10 protein-coding genes are annotated in these 17,572 nt (G+C 70.9%); 8 read left to right on the forward strand and 2 right to left on the reverse strand.

What is annotated here, in order from left to right; genetic code table 11:
- The first annotated feature begins 151 nt into the window (after window positions 1–151).
- From ACSMXO_RS18215 to ACSMXO_RS18225, 3 genes are all read left to right on the forward strand, one after another.
- Window positions 152–2,245, forward strand: a complete 2,094-nt coding sequence (locus ACSMXO_RS18215; RefSeq protein ID WP_455418670.1) for a hypothetical protein — start codon at window positions 152–154, stop codon at window positions 2,243–2,245.
- A gap of 78 nt (window positions 2,246–2,323) precedes the next feature.
- A protein-coding gene (locus tag ACSMXO_RS18220; RefSeq protein WP_455413926.1) for an IS3 family transposase occupies window positions 2,324–3,525 on the forward strand; the annotation gives its coding sequence in 2 pieces (ribosomal slippage) (window positions 2,324–2,561 and window positions 2,561–3,525; 1,203 coding nt in all).
- A gap of 347 nt (window positions 3,526–3,872) precedes the next feature.
- Window positions 3,873–4,811, forward strand: coding sequence for a cyclase family protein (locus ACSMXO_RS18225; protein ID WP_455418671.1), 939 nt, complete (start codon window positions 3,873–3,875; stop codon window positions 4,809–4,811).
- Window positions 4,812–4,928: 117 nt separating this feature from the next.
- Here the strand turns inward: ACSMXO_RS18225 and ACSMXO_RS18230 are convergent, their stop codons facing one another.
- The gene (locus ACSMXO_RS18230; protein ID WP_455418672.1) at window positions 4,929–10,871 is read right to left on the reverse strand and encodes a HEAT repeat domain-containing protein; all 5,943 of its coding nucleotides are present in this window, start codon (window positions 10,869–10,871) and stop codon (window positions 4,929–4,931) included.
- A gap of 269 nt (window positions 10,872–11,140) precedes the next feature.
- On the opposite strand from ACSMXO_RS18230, the gene ACSMXO_RS18235 reads away from it, so the two are divergent.
- The 5 genes from ACSMXO_RS18235 to ACSMXO_RS18255 all read left to right on the forward strand — a co-directional run bounded on the left by ACSMXO_RS18235 (window position 11,141) and on the right by ACSMXO_RS18255 (window position 15,000).
- The gene (locus ACSMXO_RS18235; protein WP_455418673.1) at window positions 11,141–12,184 is read left to right on the forward strand and encodes a GH25 family lysozyme; all 1,044 of its coding nucleotides are present in this window, start codon (window positions 11,141–11,143) and stop codon (window positions 12,182–12,184) included.
- Window positions 12,185–12,195: 11 nt separating this feature from the next.
- Complete coding sequence (locus ACSMXO_RS18240) at window positions 12,196–13,089, forward strand: hypothetical protein (protein WP_455418674.1); 894 nt, start codon at window positions 12,196–12,198, stop codon at window positions 13,087–13,089.
- A gap of 19 nt (window positions 13,090–13,108) precedes the next feature.
- Window positions 13,109–13,528, forward strand: a complete 420-nt coding sequence (locus tag ACSMXO_RS18245) for a hypothetical protein (RefSeq protein ID WP_346261546.1) — start codon at window positions 13,109–13,111, stop codon at window positions 13,526–13,528.
- On the forward strand, window positions 13,525–13,671 hold the full coding sequence (locus ACSMXO_RS18250) for a hypothetical protein (RefSeq protein ID WP_346261545.1): 147 nt from the start codon (window positions 13,525–13,527) through the stop codon (window positions 13,669–13,671). Before ACSMXO_RS18245 ends, ACSMXO_RS18250 begins: the two co-directional genes overlap by 4 nt.
- A 66-nt stretch (window positions 13,672–13,737) precedes the next feature.
- Complete coding sequence (locus ACSMXO_RS18255) at window positions 13,738–15,000, forward strand: S8 family serine peptidase (protein ID WP_455418675.1); 1,263 nt, start codon at window positions 13,738–13,740, stop codon at window positions 14,998–15,000.
- Here ACSMXO_RS18255 and ACSMXO_RS18260 read toward each other — a convergent pair whose 3' ends face one another.
- Window positions 15,001–17,571: a CHAT domain-containing protein gene (locus ACSMXO_RS18260; RefSeq protein ID WP_455418676.1), complete on the reverse strand. Its 2,571-nt coding sequence runs from the start codon at window positions 17,569–17,571 to the stop codon at window positions 15,001–15,003.
- Window position 17,572 lies beyond the last annotated feature (1 nt).

The raw sequence follows: 17,572 nt of genomic DNA on the forward strand, positions 1-17,572 counted from the left end.
TATGACTTGTAGGCGACGGTGTCACCGCGCCCGTTCGGCGGCAGATCCGTGCACCGGATATTCGGGGCCGTGATACCGGCTTCTGCTGTTCCGACCTTCGACGCTGCGGACATCTACGGTAAATGTCGGAGGTGCCCGTTACGGTGCCGCCGTGATCAAGGGATGGGATGCGATCGACTGGGCGGACTATGAGGGTGCCTACGGACCGGCGACCGAGACACCCGACATCCTCCGGGCCATCGCGTCGACGGACCCGCAGACCGCAGCCGACGGCCGGTTCGAGTTCTATTCCAGCCTTCACCACCAGGGCACCGTCTACCCGGCGACTGTCCTTGTGGTGCCGTTTCTCGTGGAGTTGGCCGGTCGGCCCGGCGTCCACGGCCGAGCCGACCTGCTGTCCAGCATCGGGCAGCTGTGTGATCCGGACCAGACCAACGGGGAAGCGCAGCCGTCCGTCCACGCCGCTGTCGCCGCCCTGAGCGACACGCTGCTACCCGGCCTCGACGACCCGGATCCGCAGGTCAGAGAGGCCACCGCCTACGCCCTCGCCCGCAGCGGTCCACACCGTGCGGCGGCACTGCGGGCATGCTGGGCGGTGGAGGCCACGCCGACGGTCCGGGCCTCGCTGCTGCTCGGCATGGTGCTTCACGAGACGGCCCCGTCGGCCGATCTGCTGCGCGCGGCCCTGGCGGAGCCGTTTCCCGTGCCGCAGGCGGCGGCGTTCGCCTTCGCGAGGGCCGGGCTACCAATGGGCGCCGACGATGTGAAGGCGGTGGCGGCGGCATGCGACCACGGCGAGTTCTGGCGAGGACCGTGGCAGGAAGAGGTGGCGGGACAGCCGCCGCGGGACCTCACGCGGCTGCTCGATGCCGACAGCGTCGCAGCGCTGACCGACGCGCTGCTCGCCCGATCTGCCCCGTCCGCTCGACATGGTGCCGCCGTCGGCCTGGAGCATCGGTTCAGGGTGTCGCGATCCGCGTCAACCGCGCTGATGGACCAGCTCGCGCGGCTGCTGGCCGATCCGGACGACAAGGTTCGCGCGGCCGCGGTCGACGCGGTCGATGCGGCCGGCTTTTCCGCGGCGGCGGTCGCCGATCGCCTGGCCACGATCGCCGGCGACGCGGCCACGGCCGCAACGGCCGACGAGCGGGGCCGTTGGGCAGCGGAAACCGCACTCACCGTCCTTGTTCGGCTCGGTGACCCCCGCTGGAAGGAACCGGCCATGGCCGTCTGGTCGACCGGCCGCGACCCGTATGCCGTCGACCTATTCGAAGATCACCCACCGGCCTTCGACCAGGATGTTCTTGCCATGGTCCGGCGACGCCTGACCGTGCACTGCACCACGCCCCGCAACGAGCGGCACAGCCTCCTGACCGCCGCCACGGCGGATGGGCCCCCCAATGCGCCGATCGACCTGGTTCAGCTTCTGCACACGTGGGGACCGGCAGCCAGTGACGCGGTTCCGGAGATCCTCGCCGCGTACGAACACGCATCCGGTGTTGCAGCAGGTGCCCTGGCGGCGATCGGACCGGCAGCGCTACCGGCCGTGCCGGCGCTGCGCGACCGCGCCGTCGACGGTGACATCCGCGCAGGACACGCCGTCTGGCGCCTTACTGGCGACGCCGCCCCACTTGTCGGCGCCGTCGTCACCCACCTCACGCGGTACCGTCACGGCCTCGCATGGGACCTTCGGCTCGCCGCTGACGCCGGGACCGACCTGGCACCTTTGGTACCCCACCTGCGGGCTTGGTTGGCCGACACGACGCGTACCGATCCTCACGAACGGATCGCACTCGCCGAGATGCTGTGGCGCGCCACCGGCGACCCAGCGCAGGCGTTGCCGACCGTGGCCGCCGTTCTCGACAGCGACCGGGGCAGCGACGCCGCCGCCCGACTCGCCGCAGCCCTTGCCCCGGCCGGCGCGAACCTCGCCCCCGGCCTGTGGCACCTGCTCACCAGCGGCAACTGGTGGAGCAAGCCGGACGCGGCACGCGCACTGTGGCGACTCGGCACGCCCCCAGGCGAACTGGTCGAGGCGTTGCTGGCGGCAATCGCGAAATCCGATGGCCGGCCCGACGCGGTGACGCTGCTCGTCGACATGCGTGCGGTCACGGCCGTACCCGGCCTCGTCGAGCTAGCCGAGCGCGACGAACGGGTGGTCCGCCACGGCAACGCGGATTACGTCTGGCGGGACGACACGCTGCGTCGTCACCTCCGGACAGCTGTCACCGTCCTCACAACCTGACAGGGAAACGGCTGGGCTTCCCCCTGAGATGTGGACACCCTGAAACTGGACGTTGGTCCAGAGGAAGGGGTGTCCCCGTTGGGGCGTCCATCGAAGTACACGGAAGAGTTCCAGCGTGACGCGGTTGACCTGGTCCGTTCGTCGGGTCGGCCGATCAACCAGGTCGCCCGCGAGTTGGGGATGAGTCACGAGACGCTGCGGAACTGGGTCCGTAAGCAGGAGCGGCAAACCGGCACGGGTCCGGCATCGGGTGGGGACGCTCTGTCGGTGGCGGACAAGGACGCGGAGATCGCCCGGCTGCGGCGTGAGGTGGCTGAGCTGCGGCAGGAGAAGGAGATCCTGCGCAAGGCAGCCGCGTATTTCGCGAAGGAGATGGATCGGTGACCAGCCGCTTCCGGTTCATCTCCACCCACCGCGCCACCTGGAGCGTCAAGCGGCTGTGCCGGATCCTGGCCGTGTCCCGCTCCGGGTTCTACCGCTGGGCCGCCAGCGAACCCGCACGGCAGGCCCGCGCCGCCGCCGAGGACGCCCTCGCCGAGCAGATCAGGATCATCCACGCCGACTCCGGTGGCGCCTATGGGTCCCCGAGGGTGACCGTCGAGCTGCGCGACCGGGGTGTGCGGGTCAACCGCAAGCGAGTCGAGCGGATCATGCGGCAGCGGGAGATCGTGGGCCGGCACCTACGCCGCCGCAAACGCACCACGATCCCGGATCCGGCCGCCCCGCCGGCGCCGGACCTGATCGGCCGGGACTTCACCGCCACGACACCGGACCAGCGGTGGTGCGGCGACATCACCTACCTCCGCGTCGGCGGCGGCTGGCTCTACCTGGCCACCGTCATCGACATCGCCACCCGCCGCCTGATCGGCTGGTCGATCAACACCCACATGCGCACCAGCCTGATCATCGACGCCCTGGACGCCGCAGTCGCCGCCCGGAGCGGCCGAGTCGACGGCGTGATTTTCCACTCGGACAGGGGCGCCCAATACGTCAGCCGCGACTTCGCCGACGCCTGCCAACGGCACGGCATCCGCCGCTCGATGGGGCGGATCGGATCCTCGTACGACAACGCCCTGGCCGAGGCGTTCTTCGCCACCCTCAAACGAGAGTTGGATGTCGACCACCACCGCTGGACCACCGAACCCGACGCCCGCCGCGACGTGTTCCGGTGGATCGCCTTCTACAACCACCGGCGCCGCCACTCCGCACTCGGCTACCTCAGCCCCGCCGACTACGAACAAACCCTCACACCGGCTACCCTGCAACAGATCGCGGCATAACCCGGTGTCCACATCCCGGGGGGAACCTCAGTCGGCCCCCGGCCGTTAGCTGGACAGCGAACCGTCGGGCGGGACAGATGTCGAACGACGAGGTGGCTTTCGCCGCGCCCGCCAGTACCGGAAGACTCGGGCACGGTTTGCTGGGCTGACAAGCACGACATCTTCCGAGCCGCCGCGACTGTCGTTGAGCTACACCCGGCGCTGTTCCACGGTCTGCAGGTCGCGTTCTGGTGTCATGCCAGTTCGGCGGACCGTGGCATGTCGAGGAGAGGGCGGGATACCCTGCCTGCGGTGCCTCGAAACGCGTGACCGGAGGAGTCGATGCTGGGATGACGGCAGGGCGACCGATGCCCACCCAGGACGACGTGCTCGGGTACTTCAACACGCTGTCGAACTGGGGACGGTGGGGCGACGACGACGAGCTCGGGACTCTGAACCACATTACCGACGACGTCCGGCTGGCGGCGGCGCGGGCCGTGCGCCACGGCAGGAGCGTGTCGTGCGCATGGGAGGTTGCCGTACCGGAAGAGATGGAGCGGTCGACGACGACGTGCCCGTGCGCCGCCGACATGCCGGGTGCCGAGGACATGCCGCTGCCCGGATTCCGCGCCGATCGGCGCTGGGGCTTTTCGTCCGAGCGGCTCGGCATCACGTTCCACGGCAACACCGTCACCCACGTCGACTCGCCGTGCCACATCTTCTGGGACGGCATGATGTACAACGGGCGGTCGCACTCGTTGGTCGACGCCGCGACGGGATCGGGGTGGGCGGCCGTCACGGCGGCGGCGAACGGGATCATCACGCGTGGTGTCCTGCTGGACATTGCGAGGGTCCGTGATGTGCCGTGGTTGGAACCGGGGCAGGCCGTGTTTCCCGACGATCTCGAGGAGGCCGAGCGTCGGCAGGGTGTGCGGGTGCGATCCGGCGATGCGGTACTGCTGCGGACCGGCCATGGCCGCGTCCGGCACGAGGCCGGTACGGCCAGCGGTTTCACGCAGGCCGGCTGGCACGCGTCCTGCCTGCCGTGGCTGCATGAACGGGAGGTCGCGCTGATCGGCGCTGACACCCCCCAGGACGTTCAGCCGTCGGGGTACGAAGAGGTGTTGATGCCGCTTCACGCCGTCAGCCTCGTCGCGATGGGTCTGTGGCTGCTCGACAACTGCGACCTGGAGGTGTGCGCGACGACGGCTGCCGAGCTCGGCCAGTGGGACTTCCACCTCGCGGTCGCGCCGGTCCGCTTCGCCGGTACGTCCGGCAGCCCGGTCAACCCGATCGCCACATTCTGACCTGAGTGGGCTCAAATTAGTGCGCACTTCCTGTATCCGGTGCCTGGCCTGGAGACCGGCACCAGCGCCCGGCTCGTAGCCGGAATGGTCGGCCTTTTCCGCGTCCCTGCCTTGCCGTCAGGTCGGCGGAGCGGCTTCGGAGAGCAGATGGACCAGCGACGTGGCTACCGTAGCGAGAACCTGTTCTTGATGGTGTTCGGTAAGCCCGCTCAGTGGTCGCCCAGCGTCGTTGAACGCTTGGAACTGACCAATTTCTGAATAGGGGAAGTAGCTTGGCTTGATTATCAAGGGAAGGACTTGGCATCCATCCAGGCGTGCCGCCTCCAGCAGGTTCGGCAACTCGACCTCCTGCACGAAGGATGACGCGAAGAAATCGGCCGTTACGATCAGGATCGCTGCCCTGGCGCGAGAGAGCGCCGCTTCCAGTTCCTCTCGCCACAGCTCACCCGGGTTGAGTCGGGTGTCTGCCCACACGTCAACGATTCCCTTGCGGATCAGTGGACTCAAATGTATTTTGAGTCGATCCAGCCAGTCGGCGTCCCGATGACTATAACTAATAAACACTTGATTGCGTCGCCCGAGGGTTCTCTTGCCTACCGCCCGGGCAAGTTCATCGCGCCGCTGCTGCCGCAGGTAGATCAAGAACTGCGGGTCTTCCACAACCAACTGCCGCGAGCGCACGTCAAGGTAGAGGTGCTCACCCAAGACTTCGTCATCGAAGCCGACAGGGAACCTCTGGAGTAGGTGGGCCTCGATCGCGATCGTCAACTCAGGTTGATGACCGGCCACTTCGTCGAGGTGCAACACCCCATCAGTTGAACTCAACCTCAGCAGCAACTCTATACATGCCTGATGCCGTTCGCCGTCCAGAGACGCGAACGCCTCAACCGCCTTCTGATACTTCATGCGCAACGCAAATTCGAGGTGACTTAGTGCGTCCTCGAGACCGTGGACGACACGAGTGGGCGTCGGCTGAGTTTCGACGATGTCATTCTGCGTTGCCAGGAACCAGCACAGCATCTGAGCAGTACTTAAGCTGCCCCCCGCCAATTCGACGATCCGCTCCGCCTCGTCAAAAGAGACATTCAGTGCCGCCTCGCCCTTGCGGATCATACGTAAGACGAGATCCCCTCCCACTTTACGCAGGACGAAAAGCTGGATCCGGGTGGCCAGATCGGACGCAACGTCGACCAAACGACGACCGGTTCCTGGAATCCCCGCAATGATCAGTCGATGATCGGCTGACTCCTCGTCAGCGAGGAGTTTGAGGTAGTGAGTCAGAGATGCTTGCACTTCGGGAGACAGTCGATGAAAGTCATCAACCGCCACAATGCCCGACCCCAACATCGCCGGCAGTGCGCGTATTCGTTCGAGGTCGTCTCGTTTCCGGGCGCTCAGTACGACGATTTCGCGACCTTGGGCACGTTCCATCTGAACTGCCTGCTGCAAATAGGTGCTCTTGCCGGTCCCGGATGGTCCCTCGATCACGATCCCTAGACCGGGTTGCCGCAGCGCCATGCGGAACAGCGAGAAGTCCGAAGGCTCCACAAAGGTCACCGTGGGTGTGCCACTCCGTTTGAAGACGTCGTTGAGCTGGTAGGTGGGGATGGCTTCACCCCTACTGGTCGACCTTGTCTCAGACTTCTCGCCTTCATGAGCCTCCGTCATCGCACCTCCAGCGTGCTGAGCCGAGCGGGCGCCGCTGGGTCGTGTGGCCGGCTCATTTTCGAGGTCTGGTAAATCGTCGGGGTCGGCGTCGGGTAGCCAGGTGAGTACCTGACCGGCTCGGCGTCGGAAGCCGGGATCCGGGTCGTCGCGGGCCAGTTCGGTGAGGAGTTCTCGGGTCTGGTGGTCGTCGCCGAAGTGGGTGCCGAGGGCTTGCACGGTGGCGGCCCGTACCGACCAGTCCTGGTCGCGTAGCCGTTCCACGAAGAGGGTACGGACTTCGGGATGTTCGGCGAGGCGTTCGCCGAGTACTCGGAGTGCCTCGCGGCGTACTTGTACGTCCTTGTCGTTGCCGGCCCGTTCGATCAGCAGTTCGCGTACGGCCCGGTCGGCGCCGAAGTGTTCGCCGAGGATGCGTACGGCCACGGTGCGGATCTGTGGGTCCTCGCCGGTGGCCCGGGCCATCAGGACTTCGCACTGCTCGACGTCGGTGCCGAGCCGGGTGGCGAGTTCGACGGCGGCTTCGTGTACGAGTTCGGCGTCGGGGTCGTGCCGGATTCGTTCCAGTAGTGCCTCTCGGACGTCGGCGTCGATGCCGAGCCGCTGTACCAGTAGGCGTACGGCGGCGAGCCGGAGCCGGGCGTTGCTGTCGTCGTGTACTCGTCCGGTGAGTAGGTCGTGTACGTCGTCGCGGGACGCGCCGCGTTCTACCACTGCTGTGGCGGCGAGGGCGAAGACGGCGGCGTCCGGGTCGTGGTGTGCCCGGTCGACCAGTACGTGGTGGACCTGTTCGGATAGTTGCGGCTCTCGGGTCAGTGCGCGGAGTGCGGCGAGCCGTACCTCGGCGTCGGGGTCGTTGCGGGCTCGGTCGAGGATCACTTCCCGGGTGGCGGGATCGCGGCGTGCGGTGTCGGCGAGGGCGTTGACGGCGGCGAGGCGGACGGTCGCGTCGGAGTCGTCTCGGGCGAGCCCGGCGAGTACCTCGGAGACGGCGGAGTCCATTCCGACTCGCTCGATCAGGGCTCGGGCGGCGACCAGCCGGATCCGGGCGTCCCGGTCTCGTAGGGCGAGTTCGCCGAGTGCGGCGCCGACCGAGGCTTCGGCGCCGATGTCGTCGGTCAGGGCTCGGGCGGCGAGCAGGCGTACGTCGGCGTCCCGGTCGTGGCGGGCGGTGGTGACCAGCAGCTCGATCAGCGCGGGGTCCCGCTCGAAGGACTCCACCAGGATGCGGAGCGCGGTTCGGCGGACAATCGCGTCGGAATCGACGCGGGCGCGACTGACCAGCATGTCCCGCACGATGCCGGTATCCGGAGGCTGCCAATGGAGCAGGGCGCGCGCGGCGACCCGCAGCACCCCTGGGTCAGGGTCCGAGCGGACCCGATCGATGAGCAGGGCGCGAACCCCCCGGTCGGCGGCGAGTCGGTCGCCGAGAATACGAACGCAAATACGGCGGGCAGCGGGCTCAGTGTCGTCTCGGGCCCGTTCGATGAGCAGGTCGCGGACCTGGCCGGTAGCGCCGAAGCGTCCCATCAGGACCTGGGCGGCGGTACGGGTCACCTCGGCGTCGGGGTCGGTACGCAGGCAATCGACGAGCACTCTGCGGAATTCCTCGTCTCCGACGTAGCCGCCAAGAGCCTGGACGGCGCTCAGGCGTACGCTGGCGTGCCCGTCGGCGCGGGCCCGCTCCCGTAGAAGTTCCCGGACGTGGGGTTCGTCACGGAAGCGTTCGCTGAGGGCCTGTACCGCGGCGAGCCGCACCCCGGCGTACCCGTCCGCGCGGACCCGGTCGACGAGCACGTCCAGAACCTCGGGGCCAAACCGCTCGCCGAGGGCCTGCACCGCCGCCAGCCGCACCCCGGCATGGATGTCGGAGCGGGCGCGTTTGGCCAGGACGCCCAGCACCCGCGATGCCGCAGCCTGATGCGCCGGGCTGTCGACCGCCGCAGTGGCGACCTGGGCGGCCTCGGCCAGGCCGGCGACCGAGGCGTAGGAGGCGGGGCTGTCGTCCATGGTGGCGAGCACGTCGTCGAAGAGGTCGTCGATCCGTTCGGCCGGGGTGGAGAGCATCGCGGCCAGCCGGGCGGCGTGGGTGGAGACCGGGTGCCAGACGATCCGGACGCCCCGGCGGCGGTACCAGGAGAGGTAGATCTTGCGGCCGGGCCAGTTCGGCCCGATCGCCTTGGCGGCCGGCAGGATCTCCTCGTCGATCAGCCGGGCGGTCTCCCGGTCGTCGATCGAGACGCAGTGCTCCAGCAGCAGGATGAGCTGCCGCAGCAGTGTCTCCGCCGGCTTGGCGGCGGCGCTGTGCAGGTTGCGGACCTCGGCCAGGCACTGCACGGCCAGCGCCAGGTTCCACGGCGGCGGGGCGAAGTCGGCCGGCGGCCAGGGCTGGTTGACCTCGGTGGTGAGCAACTGGATGAGCTGCGCGGTGTGGTTCTGGTGCAGCGCGCCGGCGAGCAGCCGGAGCACCTCCCGCCAGGACAGGTCGGCCCAGTGCTGCCGGAAGAGGTCCTTGAGCTGCTCGAAGGAGAGCACCTGGTCGTGTTGGAACTTGGCCAGGATGGCGTCGGCGCAGAAGAACTCCAGGAAGGTGCGGTGCACGAAGCCGTAGACCTGCGGACCGTACCGGCTGAGGATGAAGTTCCGATCCCGAAACTCATTGACCATCTCCCCGGCGATCACCCCTGCAGTCACGCGGTCCCGCTGGTAGCGCTCGACCAGGTACTGCTCGAAGACCTCGGATAGCTCCGCGCCACTGATATGGTTCACGGCGCTCCCGCGGTCGGCCGACTGCATCCGGTACGCCAGCCGGCGCAGCAGCTCCTTCTTGTCCTCCGGGTCCAGGAAGCCGGCGGCCGGGGATTCCTCCCGCAGGTGCCGGTCGGTGTCCCACTGCGCCACCAGCACGGTGGCGGCGTGGTCGTAGAGCTTCCAGCGCTCCCGGGGCAGCGGCTGGTGCTTGCCGATGATCGCCAGGATGGTCAGCAGCAGCGGGTTGCCGGCGAGTTCCCGGATCGCGTGCGAGTGCCGCATCGCGTCCAGCAGCCGGGCCCGCTGGGCGTGCGCGTCCTCCGGCCGGTCCCGGATCGCCAGCCGGTACCAGCTCGACAGGAAGTCGCCGGTCTGCTCCTCGTCCAGGTCCTGCAACGTGTAGTGCACGAACCCGACACTGGTCAGGATCCGCCGCGAGTAGCCGATGATCCGGGACGTGACGATCATCCGTACCTGCGGGTGGTTGGCGGCGAAACCGGCGATCTGCCGGGCCACCTCCTCCCGGCGGTGCCGGTCGAACACCTCGTCCAGGCCATCCAGGACCATCACCGCCCGGCCGCCGACCCCGAGGTGCCGCAACAGCGCGCTCCGCTCGATGCCGAGCCCATCGGTGCTGGCCCGGTGGTCGAGATAGTCGACGAAGTTCTCGCACTTGCCCTCGGCGGCCAGGGTGATGAACGAGCGCAACTCGATCAGCAGCGGCAGGTGGTCGGCGAGCGCGGTCAGCCGGTCGTCGACCGGCCCGCCGGTGAGGCTGAGCGTCACGTACCGGGCAACGGTCGACTTGCCCGAGCCGGGATCGCCGAGCAGCACGATCGCCCGCTGCTCCGGCGCGCCGAGTACGTCGAAGAGCCGCTGCAGCGGCTTCGCCCGGTACGACTCGTGCAACTGCACCAGCTCCCGGGGGTCCACCTCCTCCGGCACGTCCTCGGTGCCGATCCGCCCCTCGGACTGCATCCGCCGCAGCCACTCCCGGGGCAGCTCGGCCGGGGGCGGATCCTCGCGTACCCACTGCTCGACGAAGACCGACATCAACTGGATCCGGAGGTAGTCCTCGGTCTGCTCCGGGGTCAACGCGTCCAGGTCCAGCACCCCGTAGTGCTGCCGCAACCGGAGCAGGTACTGCTTGAGCGTGTCCCGGCTCGGCGTGTGGACGCCCCCGGCGTCGGTGAGGAAGTTCGCCACCGCCGCGGTCACCATCGCGGCCAGGGCGGCCGGATCCCGGAAGGTGCTGCACATGTGCCGGTCGGCCAACTCCGCCCGGAGCGCCTCGATCCGCTCCGCGTCCCGGCCCCGGTCGACGAAACTGCGCGGCCAGGGCGCCTCCTCGTCCAACAGGAAGATCAGACACGGCTTGCCGCCGGTCAGCGCCTCCCGGTATTCCAGCTCGGTGATCGAGCGGTCGTAGCCGGCCGGGATGAAGCCGTACCGCCAGGCGAAGATACCGACGTAGACGTCACACTCGGCGACGTCGGCCAGGCAGCGTTCGAGCGGGCGCCGGTCCTCGGCCACGTACGACTCCATGGCCATGTCCTCGACCCGCAGCCGGCGCAGCGCCAGCTGGACGGCGGCCCGGCACTCCTGGAGATCCCGGAAAGTGGCCGAGACGTAGACCTTGGTCACGGCGGCTCCTAGGGGACGGCGTGAGCGACTACAGAAGGTAGCAGAATCAGACAATACGTGGTTAGCCCTGCTCTTTCACGATGCGTGAGTAGTGGTTGATGTCGATGCCATGGGCACGCAGCGAACGGAGGCGGGTCAGGAACTCCCTGGTGCAGCCGGCGGCCCACGCCGGTGCCCTCCCGTTGTCCTGAAGCCGGCCGCCGGATCCGCCCGCCGGCTTCAGGGCTAACCCGGATGGCTGGTCCGGCCCCAGGACGGACCCTGGGGCCATGAGCGGGATCGAAGAGAAGTACCAGGAACTGCTGCATCCGGGCTGGGGGCCGGCCGTGCCGCTGCCGGTCGTACCCCTGCCCGTCCCCGGCACCCACGGACGCTTCTTCGGGTACGTGCTGTCCACCGGCGTCGCGGTCACGATCTACGAGCACCCGGACACCGGCACGTTCGAGGTGCACGGGGCGATCCTGGCCCGCTACCTCGAGCTCGGCGGCCCGCTGGCCCTCGGTTTCCCGGTCAGCGACGAGGTCGACGACGTCGTCGGCGGGCAGCCGGTAGGCCGGGTGAGCCACTTCCAGCACGGTTCGATCTTCTACCACAACGGCACCCTGGTGGAGCTGAGGGCGCTCAGCGCCCCCGGCGCGGCGTTCGAGATCGTCGACGGCATCGACGTCTCCTATGCCCAGGGGAACATCGACTGGCCGGCCGTCGGCCAGGCCGGTCTCGGCTTCGCCTACATCAAGGCCACCGAGGGCGACAACCACACCGACAACCAGTTCGCCCACAACTGGGCTGGCAGCGCCGGCCGCGTGCCGCGCGGCGCCTACCACTACTTCCATGCCCGCACGACGCCCGACGCGACCCGCGCCCAGGCCGACCACTTCAGCAACGTCGTGACGGCGGCGGGCGGCGGCGCCGAGCTGCCGCCGGCAGTCGACGTCGAGACGCTGCCGTACGGGGTGACCGCGGAGCAAGCCGTGGCGTCGCTCCAGTTCTTCATCAGCATCGTGTGGCAGGCGACCGGACAGCGTCCGCTGATCTACACGTACCCGTCGTTCTGGACCAGCCAGATGCGCGGGAACGCCGCCTTCGACGGTAAGCACCACCTGTGGATCGCGAGCTACGGCCGGCCGCTGGGCCACGGCGCCCACGCCACCCGGCCCAACGGCCCGCTGCTGCCGCGCGGCTGGTCGGACTACTCGGTCTGGCAGCACGCCATCGGCGCCGGCATCCCCGGCATCCCCGGCATCGCCGGCCTCGTGGACCGCAACACGGTCGCGGTGCCCGGCGGCCAGAGCCTCGTCGACTTTCTGCACTGACGGGAGACACCATGGACACCTTCCTCGGCCAGCCGATCACCGGCGGCGTCAACGCGACCATGGCTCAGGTCCTCGCCGCGGTGGAGGACGACCTGTGGCGCACGTGGAAGGCCTCGCCGGACGAAGGGGACTTCCACACCTGGGCCGGCTTGGTCGAGCCGAGCATCGGCACCCGGCCCGGCGACGGCCGCCACGCCACCGGCGCGGCCGTCGATCTCAACGTGACCGAGTGCCCGTACATCGTCACGCGCACCGGTGAGACGTACGGCGGCGAGGCGGCCGCGCACGACCAGCAGGAAATGCGCCGGCGGGTGGTCGAGGTCTACGACCGGGCGGTCGCGTTCTTCACGGTCAGCGGCCGGCGATCCGACACCAGCATCCGGGTCAACGACACGATCGAGGTCACGTACGACCGGTTCCGCGAGCTGTCCGACGCGCTGGTGTTCTACCTGTCCTGGGCGGTCTCGGCCGCTCACGTACGGGTGAACCGGCCACCCATCGCCGACGCGCATGCCCTGCCCGACGGCCATCCGGCGCTGCGCGCGATCCCCGCACCCGAGCTGGCCCAGCCGGCCGACGCCGCCATCCCGGCGATCGAGTTCCTCTACGCCGACGAGTTCTGGGCCCAGAACCACCAAGGCTGGCCGTACGGGCCGGAGCAGCAGTACTGGCAGATGCTGCGCGACTACGAGACCGTGCGCACTCCGCTGCTCCACGGCAACCCGGCCCAGCCGATCACGGCGACGCGCAACCCGGCCCACGGGTTCCTCCAGCTCCGTAAGGAGCTGGTGTGCTCACTGATCCATGTGGGTGACGCGATCATCGGCACCCGCCGGATGCGGTGGGGCGCCAGCGACTTCGGCGCTCGGGAGAGCGGCGACGTCATGCACTTCGACTTGGGATAGCGCTGAAGGGAGAAAGGTGATGACCGACAGGAAGACCATCGACGAACGACTGGACGTGGCCCGTACGGTCGGGCTCGTGGCCGAGCTGCGGGCGGCTGTCCCGGTTCTCGGCGGATCGGCCGACGACCGGGCCGCGGCGCGCGAACGGCTGGGCCACACCCTGGACGACTACGTGGCGGCCACCACACGGCTGGCCGACGTACTGTCCGACCGGGCCGACGAGGTGCGGTCCAAGCTGGACGCATTGCAGGAGAAGCGCACCGCCCTCGGCGAGCCGGACGCCGCCCACGCGTTCGAGAACGCGATGGTGCAGATCCGCACGCTGATCGACCAGACCACCGACGGCGACGTCGCCGCGTTTGCCAAGCTGATCGCCGGCCGGGTGGCGACGGCCGCGACTCAGCTGCGGACCGAGACAGAAGGGAAGGGCGGGCAATGATCACCGTGGTCGACCGATTTGGACAGGCCATCGGCTACATCGACGAAGCCGCGATCCTGCCGGAAGGCGGCGGCGACGGCACCGGCGGCGTGGGACTGCTGGAGGGGCTACTCGTCGTCGGACTGGCGATGCTGGCGCTCTAACGGCCGATGGTGCAAGGGGTGGCACCGGCGCCATGCTGGTGCCACCACGCCACGAGAGGATCCGCGATGACCATCGAATGGCTGCCCCAGGGAGCCGTCTCCCCGGTCGTCGCCGGCCGCGACGGCTGGTTCCGGCCGGACGAGCTCCTGGTCGGGGTGGAGGTCGAACCCCATCTGCCCGACCTGCTGGCCGCCGCGGACGTGTCGGCCGAGCCGTACGTACCCGGCCACACGCCTTGGCGGGACCGGGTGGCCGGGCCCGACTACGGCGACGTCAACGAGCGTCTGGCCGCGGCCGAGGCTCACCAGCGGCTGTGGACGGTAACCGACCGTCGCGGCCGCGACCTGCCCGACCTGGCGGCCGCGTTGCGAGCGCGCGGGGCCAGTGTCCAGCTCAACCACGTGTTCGTCGGCGAAGACTGGTACCACGGCGGCCCCGGCGACCGGCCGCGGCCGGTGCCACCGCCGACGCACTGGCCGCTCGCCCCAGGAGAGGCGAACGGCGCGGCGCACGTGGCGGTCCTCGACACCGCGATGCCACCGCAGTGGCGTGAGCTACCCGGTGGCCTGCGGGCGCTCGTCGTCGAGCGGTTCCCGGTGCCGGACCGGATCGGCAACCCACTGGACGAGAACGAGGACGGGCGGCTGGACCGGCAGGCCGGGCACGGCTTCTTCATCTGCGGCCTGGTCGGCCGGGTCGCACCGGCGGCGGGCGTCGCGGTCTCCACCGTGTTGCACGCCAGCGGCGAAGGTGACGAGGCACGGATCGCGCTGGCCCTGCTGGAGGAGGCGACCGCACCCATCGTCAACCTCTCGCTGGGCGGCTACACCGAAGGCGACACCCCACCGGCGGCGCTGATCGCGGCCGTGCGCCGGATCCTCGCCGCCGGCCGGGTCGTGGTGGCGGCGGCCGGCAACGACGGCGAGGGCGCCGAGCGCGCCGAGCGGCCGTTCTGGCCGGCTGCCATCAAGGGCGTGGTCGCGGTTGGCGCCTATCAGACGGTCGAGGGCGGGCCGGCGCCGGCGCCGTTCACCAACCGGGGGCCGTGGGTCGACGTGTACGCGCCAGGCGTCCGGCTGTGCAGCGCCTACGTCGACGGGCACGAGGACGAGGCCGGGTCGGCCTTCACCGGCTGGGCCAGTTGGAGCGGTACGTCGTTCGCTGCACCCCTGTTCGCGGCCGAGCTGGCCCGGCGGTTGATCGCCGACCCCGCCGGTGGCACCGCGGCCGCGCACCGCGACCGGCTGCTGGCCGAGCTGCCGTCGGTGCCGTGGCCCGGCTTCACCGGCCGGTTGCTGCCGGCCGGCGACATCGAGAGCACCTGGTAGTCAGCCGCCGAGGCAGACGAAGCTCGCCGCCGCGGCGAAGGCGGCGTGGTCTGGACCGGCGCCGGCCCGGGCGGCGGCCAGTGCGGCGGCCGGGCGTTGCCCCGACCGCAGGCACCGGTGGAAGTCGCGCATCAGCGGCTCCGTCGCCCCGTCGGCCACCGGCAGGACGGTCGCGACGACCGATCGCGTGCCGAGCGCGAGCAGGGCCGACGCCAAGCCGAGCAGCTCGTCGCCGGCCCGCACGGCGGCGACGCCGGACTGGCAGGCCGGCAGTACGACCGTGTCTGGTGCCGTGGCCAGCCGCTCGAGGTCGTAAACGGTCAGTGGGCCGTCGGCCAACGTCAGGGCCGACAGCAGCGGGTTGTCCACGCGCAGAACACCGTGGGCAGCAACGTGGGCGAGCGCAGCGCCGTCCATTCCGGACAGCACCGACTCGACCGTCGCCGCGCCGTCGAGCAGGGCCGTACCGCCGGCCAGACCCGCTACCTCCTGGCGGGCGCCGGGCAGCCCCGGACCGGCGGCGAAGAGCCGGTGTCCGGGGCGCACGGACCGGCGCTCGGCCCGCAGCCAGGCGGCCGCCGACGGAGCCAGCGTCACCGGCCGCCCCGACACGCTGGGGAGCAGCCCCCACGGCACGGCGTGCAGCAGGCCGGTAGGTACGACGACCAGCGGCCGGTCGCCGACCGCACGCCGCAGCGGGGCCAGGAGCAGCCGGTCGAGCGCTAGGCCGGCCGCCTCGGCCAGGTGCCGCATGCGGTCGGCGGCCGCCGGCGGCCCGAGGCCGAGGGCGAGCCGGCGCAGCGTGAAGTGGGACGCCTCCAGCGGCGCGGTCACCACCGCGGCCGGGCCCAACCGGTGCAGCGTGCAGCGTCGGCCCGCAAGAGAGACCGCCAGCAGCTCGTCGCGATGGCGGACGTACGCCACGAGTGCCCGCTCGCCCAGCTCCGCCGCCAGCGCGGCCGGGTCGGGGGGAAGGTCCACCGGCCGGTGCAGCGGTCCGCCGGCCGTGCGGCTGATCCGCACCACCCGGCTCTCGGCGGCCGCCCGCGCCGCCGCGGTGGGGCCGGCCGGGCCCGCCTCGGCCGCGAGCCGGCGCAGGTCGGCCAGTGCCGCGGCGAGCTCCGGGTCGTCCGGCGGACGGACCGGACGCAGCCGCAGCGCTCGCGCCCGCGACCGTTCGGCCCAGACGAGCACCGCCCGCGCCGGGCCGGAGGCCACCACCAGGTCGAGCCCGTCGGCGGCCAGCGTATGACCGAGCCCGGCCACGTGGGCCCGCATGTCGGTCGCCCCGAGTACCGCCTGGGCGTCGTCGAGTTGGCGCAGGCCGGCCCGGAGCGCGCTCAGGGCGCCGGGCCGGTCGCCGGCGGCCCGGCGCCGGTCGGCTTCGGCGTGCCACCAGCGCACCCGCAGGTCCAGGGGCGCGGTTGCCCGCCGTGGCCGGACGCGCCGGAGCTGGGCAGCGGCCGCCGCGGGGTCGCCGGCGCCGAGCGCGAACCGGGCCGCCACGACCCGCGCGTCCTGCTCGGCGCCGCGCCAGCCGGCCGCGGCCAGCGCCTCGGCGCAGGCCAGTGCGTCGCGCAGGCCGGCCCGGGGCCGGGCCGACGCCGCGCGCAGCGCGGCGAGCCGGGCCAGCAGGGCCCAGCCGTCGCGGCCCTGGCGGGCGAACGCCCGGCCGGCCGCGCGGGCCTGCGCCACCGCCTCGGCCGGACGGCCGTCGGCCACGGCCGCCTCGGCCAGCAGCAGCCGCGCCTCGGCCAGATCGGTCGCGTGCCCGCTGGCCCGCAGGGCCGCCACCGCCCGGACGGCCGAGGCGTTCGCCTCGGCGGTCAGCCCCACCGACATGAGCACCTGGCTGCGGTTGAGCCACAGCTGCGGCCGCGGCGTGCCGGCCCGGGCGTGTGCCGCCTCGGCCCGGTCGAAGCCGGCCAGCGCGGCCGGTACGTCGCCGCGGTGGGCGGCCACCGTGGCCCGGTTCCACTCGGCGTCCGCCGCGAAGCGGTGCAGACCCAGCTCGGTGTAGAGGGCCGCGGCCCGCACCAGGTCGGCGTCGGCCGCCTCCAGCGTGCCGCGATGTTTGTGCAGCAGGCCGCGGTTGTTGAGGGCCCGCGCCTCCCACAGTGTGTCGCCGGCCGACCGCAGGGCAGGCAGCGCGGCGGCGTACCCGGACAGGGCCTCGGCCAGCCGCCCGGTCCGCTGCAGGATCAAGGCCCGCTGAGCCGCCAGCCGCACGGCCGGCAGCCCGTCGAGCGCGGCGGCGGCTCGGTCGGCCTCGGCCAGCGCCGCCCGCAGCCGGCCCCGGTCGACCAGCACGAATGCGAGACTCATCCGCGCCTCCGCCGCGGCGTCGGCGACGGGCCCGGCGCTACGCACGGCGACCCGGAGGCGGCGCTCGGCCGCAGCCGGATCGCCCAGCTCGCGCAGCGCGAGCGCGGCCGCCCGGTGGGCCCGGGAGACGGCCGCGCGATCTGCCCCGTCGGCCCGTACGGCCGCGTCCGCCGTCTCCAGCGCGCGGCGGGGATCCGCGCCGACCAGATCCAGCGCGCGAGCGGCGAGCGCGGCGGCAGCCGACACG

Source organism: Plantactinospora sp. DSM 117369, from assembly GCF_053764795.1.

What these genes read in the sequence shown, in the direction of transcription:
- ACSMXO_RS18225 (WP_455418671.1), top strand. Translation starts at nt 3,873, where the DNA reads ATGCCCACCCAGGACGACGTGCTCGGGTACTTCAACACGCTGTCGAAC.
- ACSMXO_RS18235 (WP_455418673.1), top strand. Translation starts at nt 11,141, where the DNA reads ATGAGCGGGATCGAAGAGAAGTACCAGGAACTGCTGCATCCGGGCTGG.
- ACSMXO_RS18240 (WP_455418674.1), top strand. Translation starts at nt 12,196, where the DNA reads ATGGACACCTTCCTCGGCCAGCCGATCACCGGCGGCGTCAACGCGACC.
- ACSMXO_RS18245 (WP_346261546.1), top strand. Translation starts at nt 13,109, where the DNA reads ATGACCGACAGGAAGACCATCGACGAACGACTGGACGTGGCCCGTACG.
- ACSMXO_RS18250 (WP_346261545.1), top strand. Translation starts at nt 13,525, where the DNA reads ATGATCACCGTGGTCGACCGATTTGGACAGGCCATCGGCTACATCGAC.
- ACSMXO_RS18255 (WP_455418675.1), top strand. Translation starts at nt 13,738, where the DNA reads ATGACCATCGAATGGCTGCCCCAGGGAGCCGTCTCCCCGGTCGTCGCC.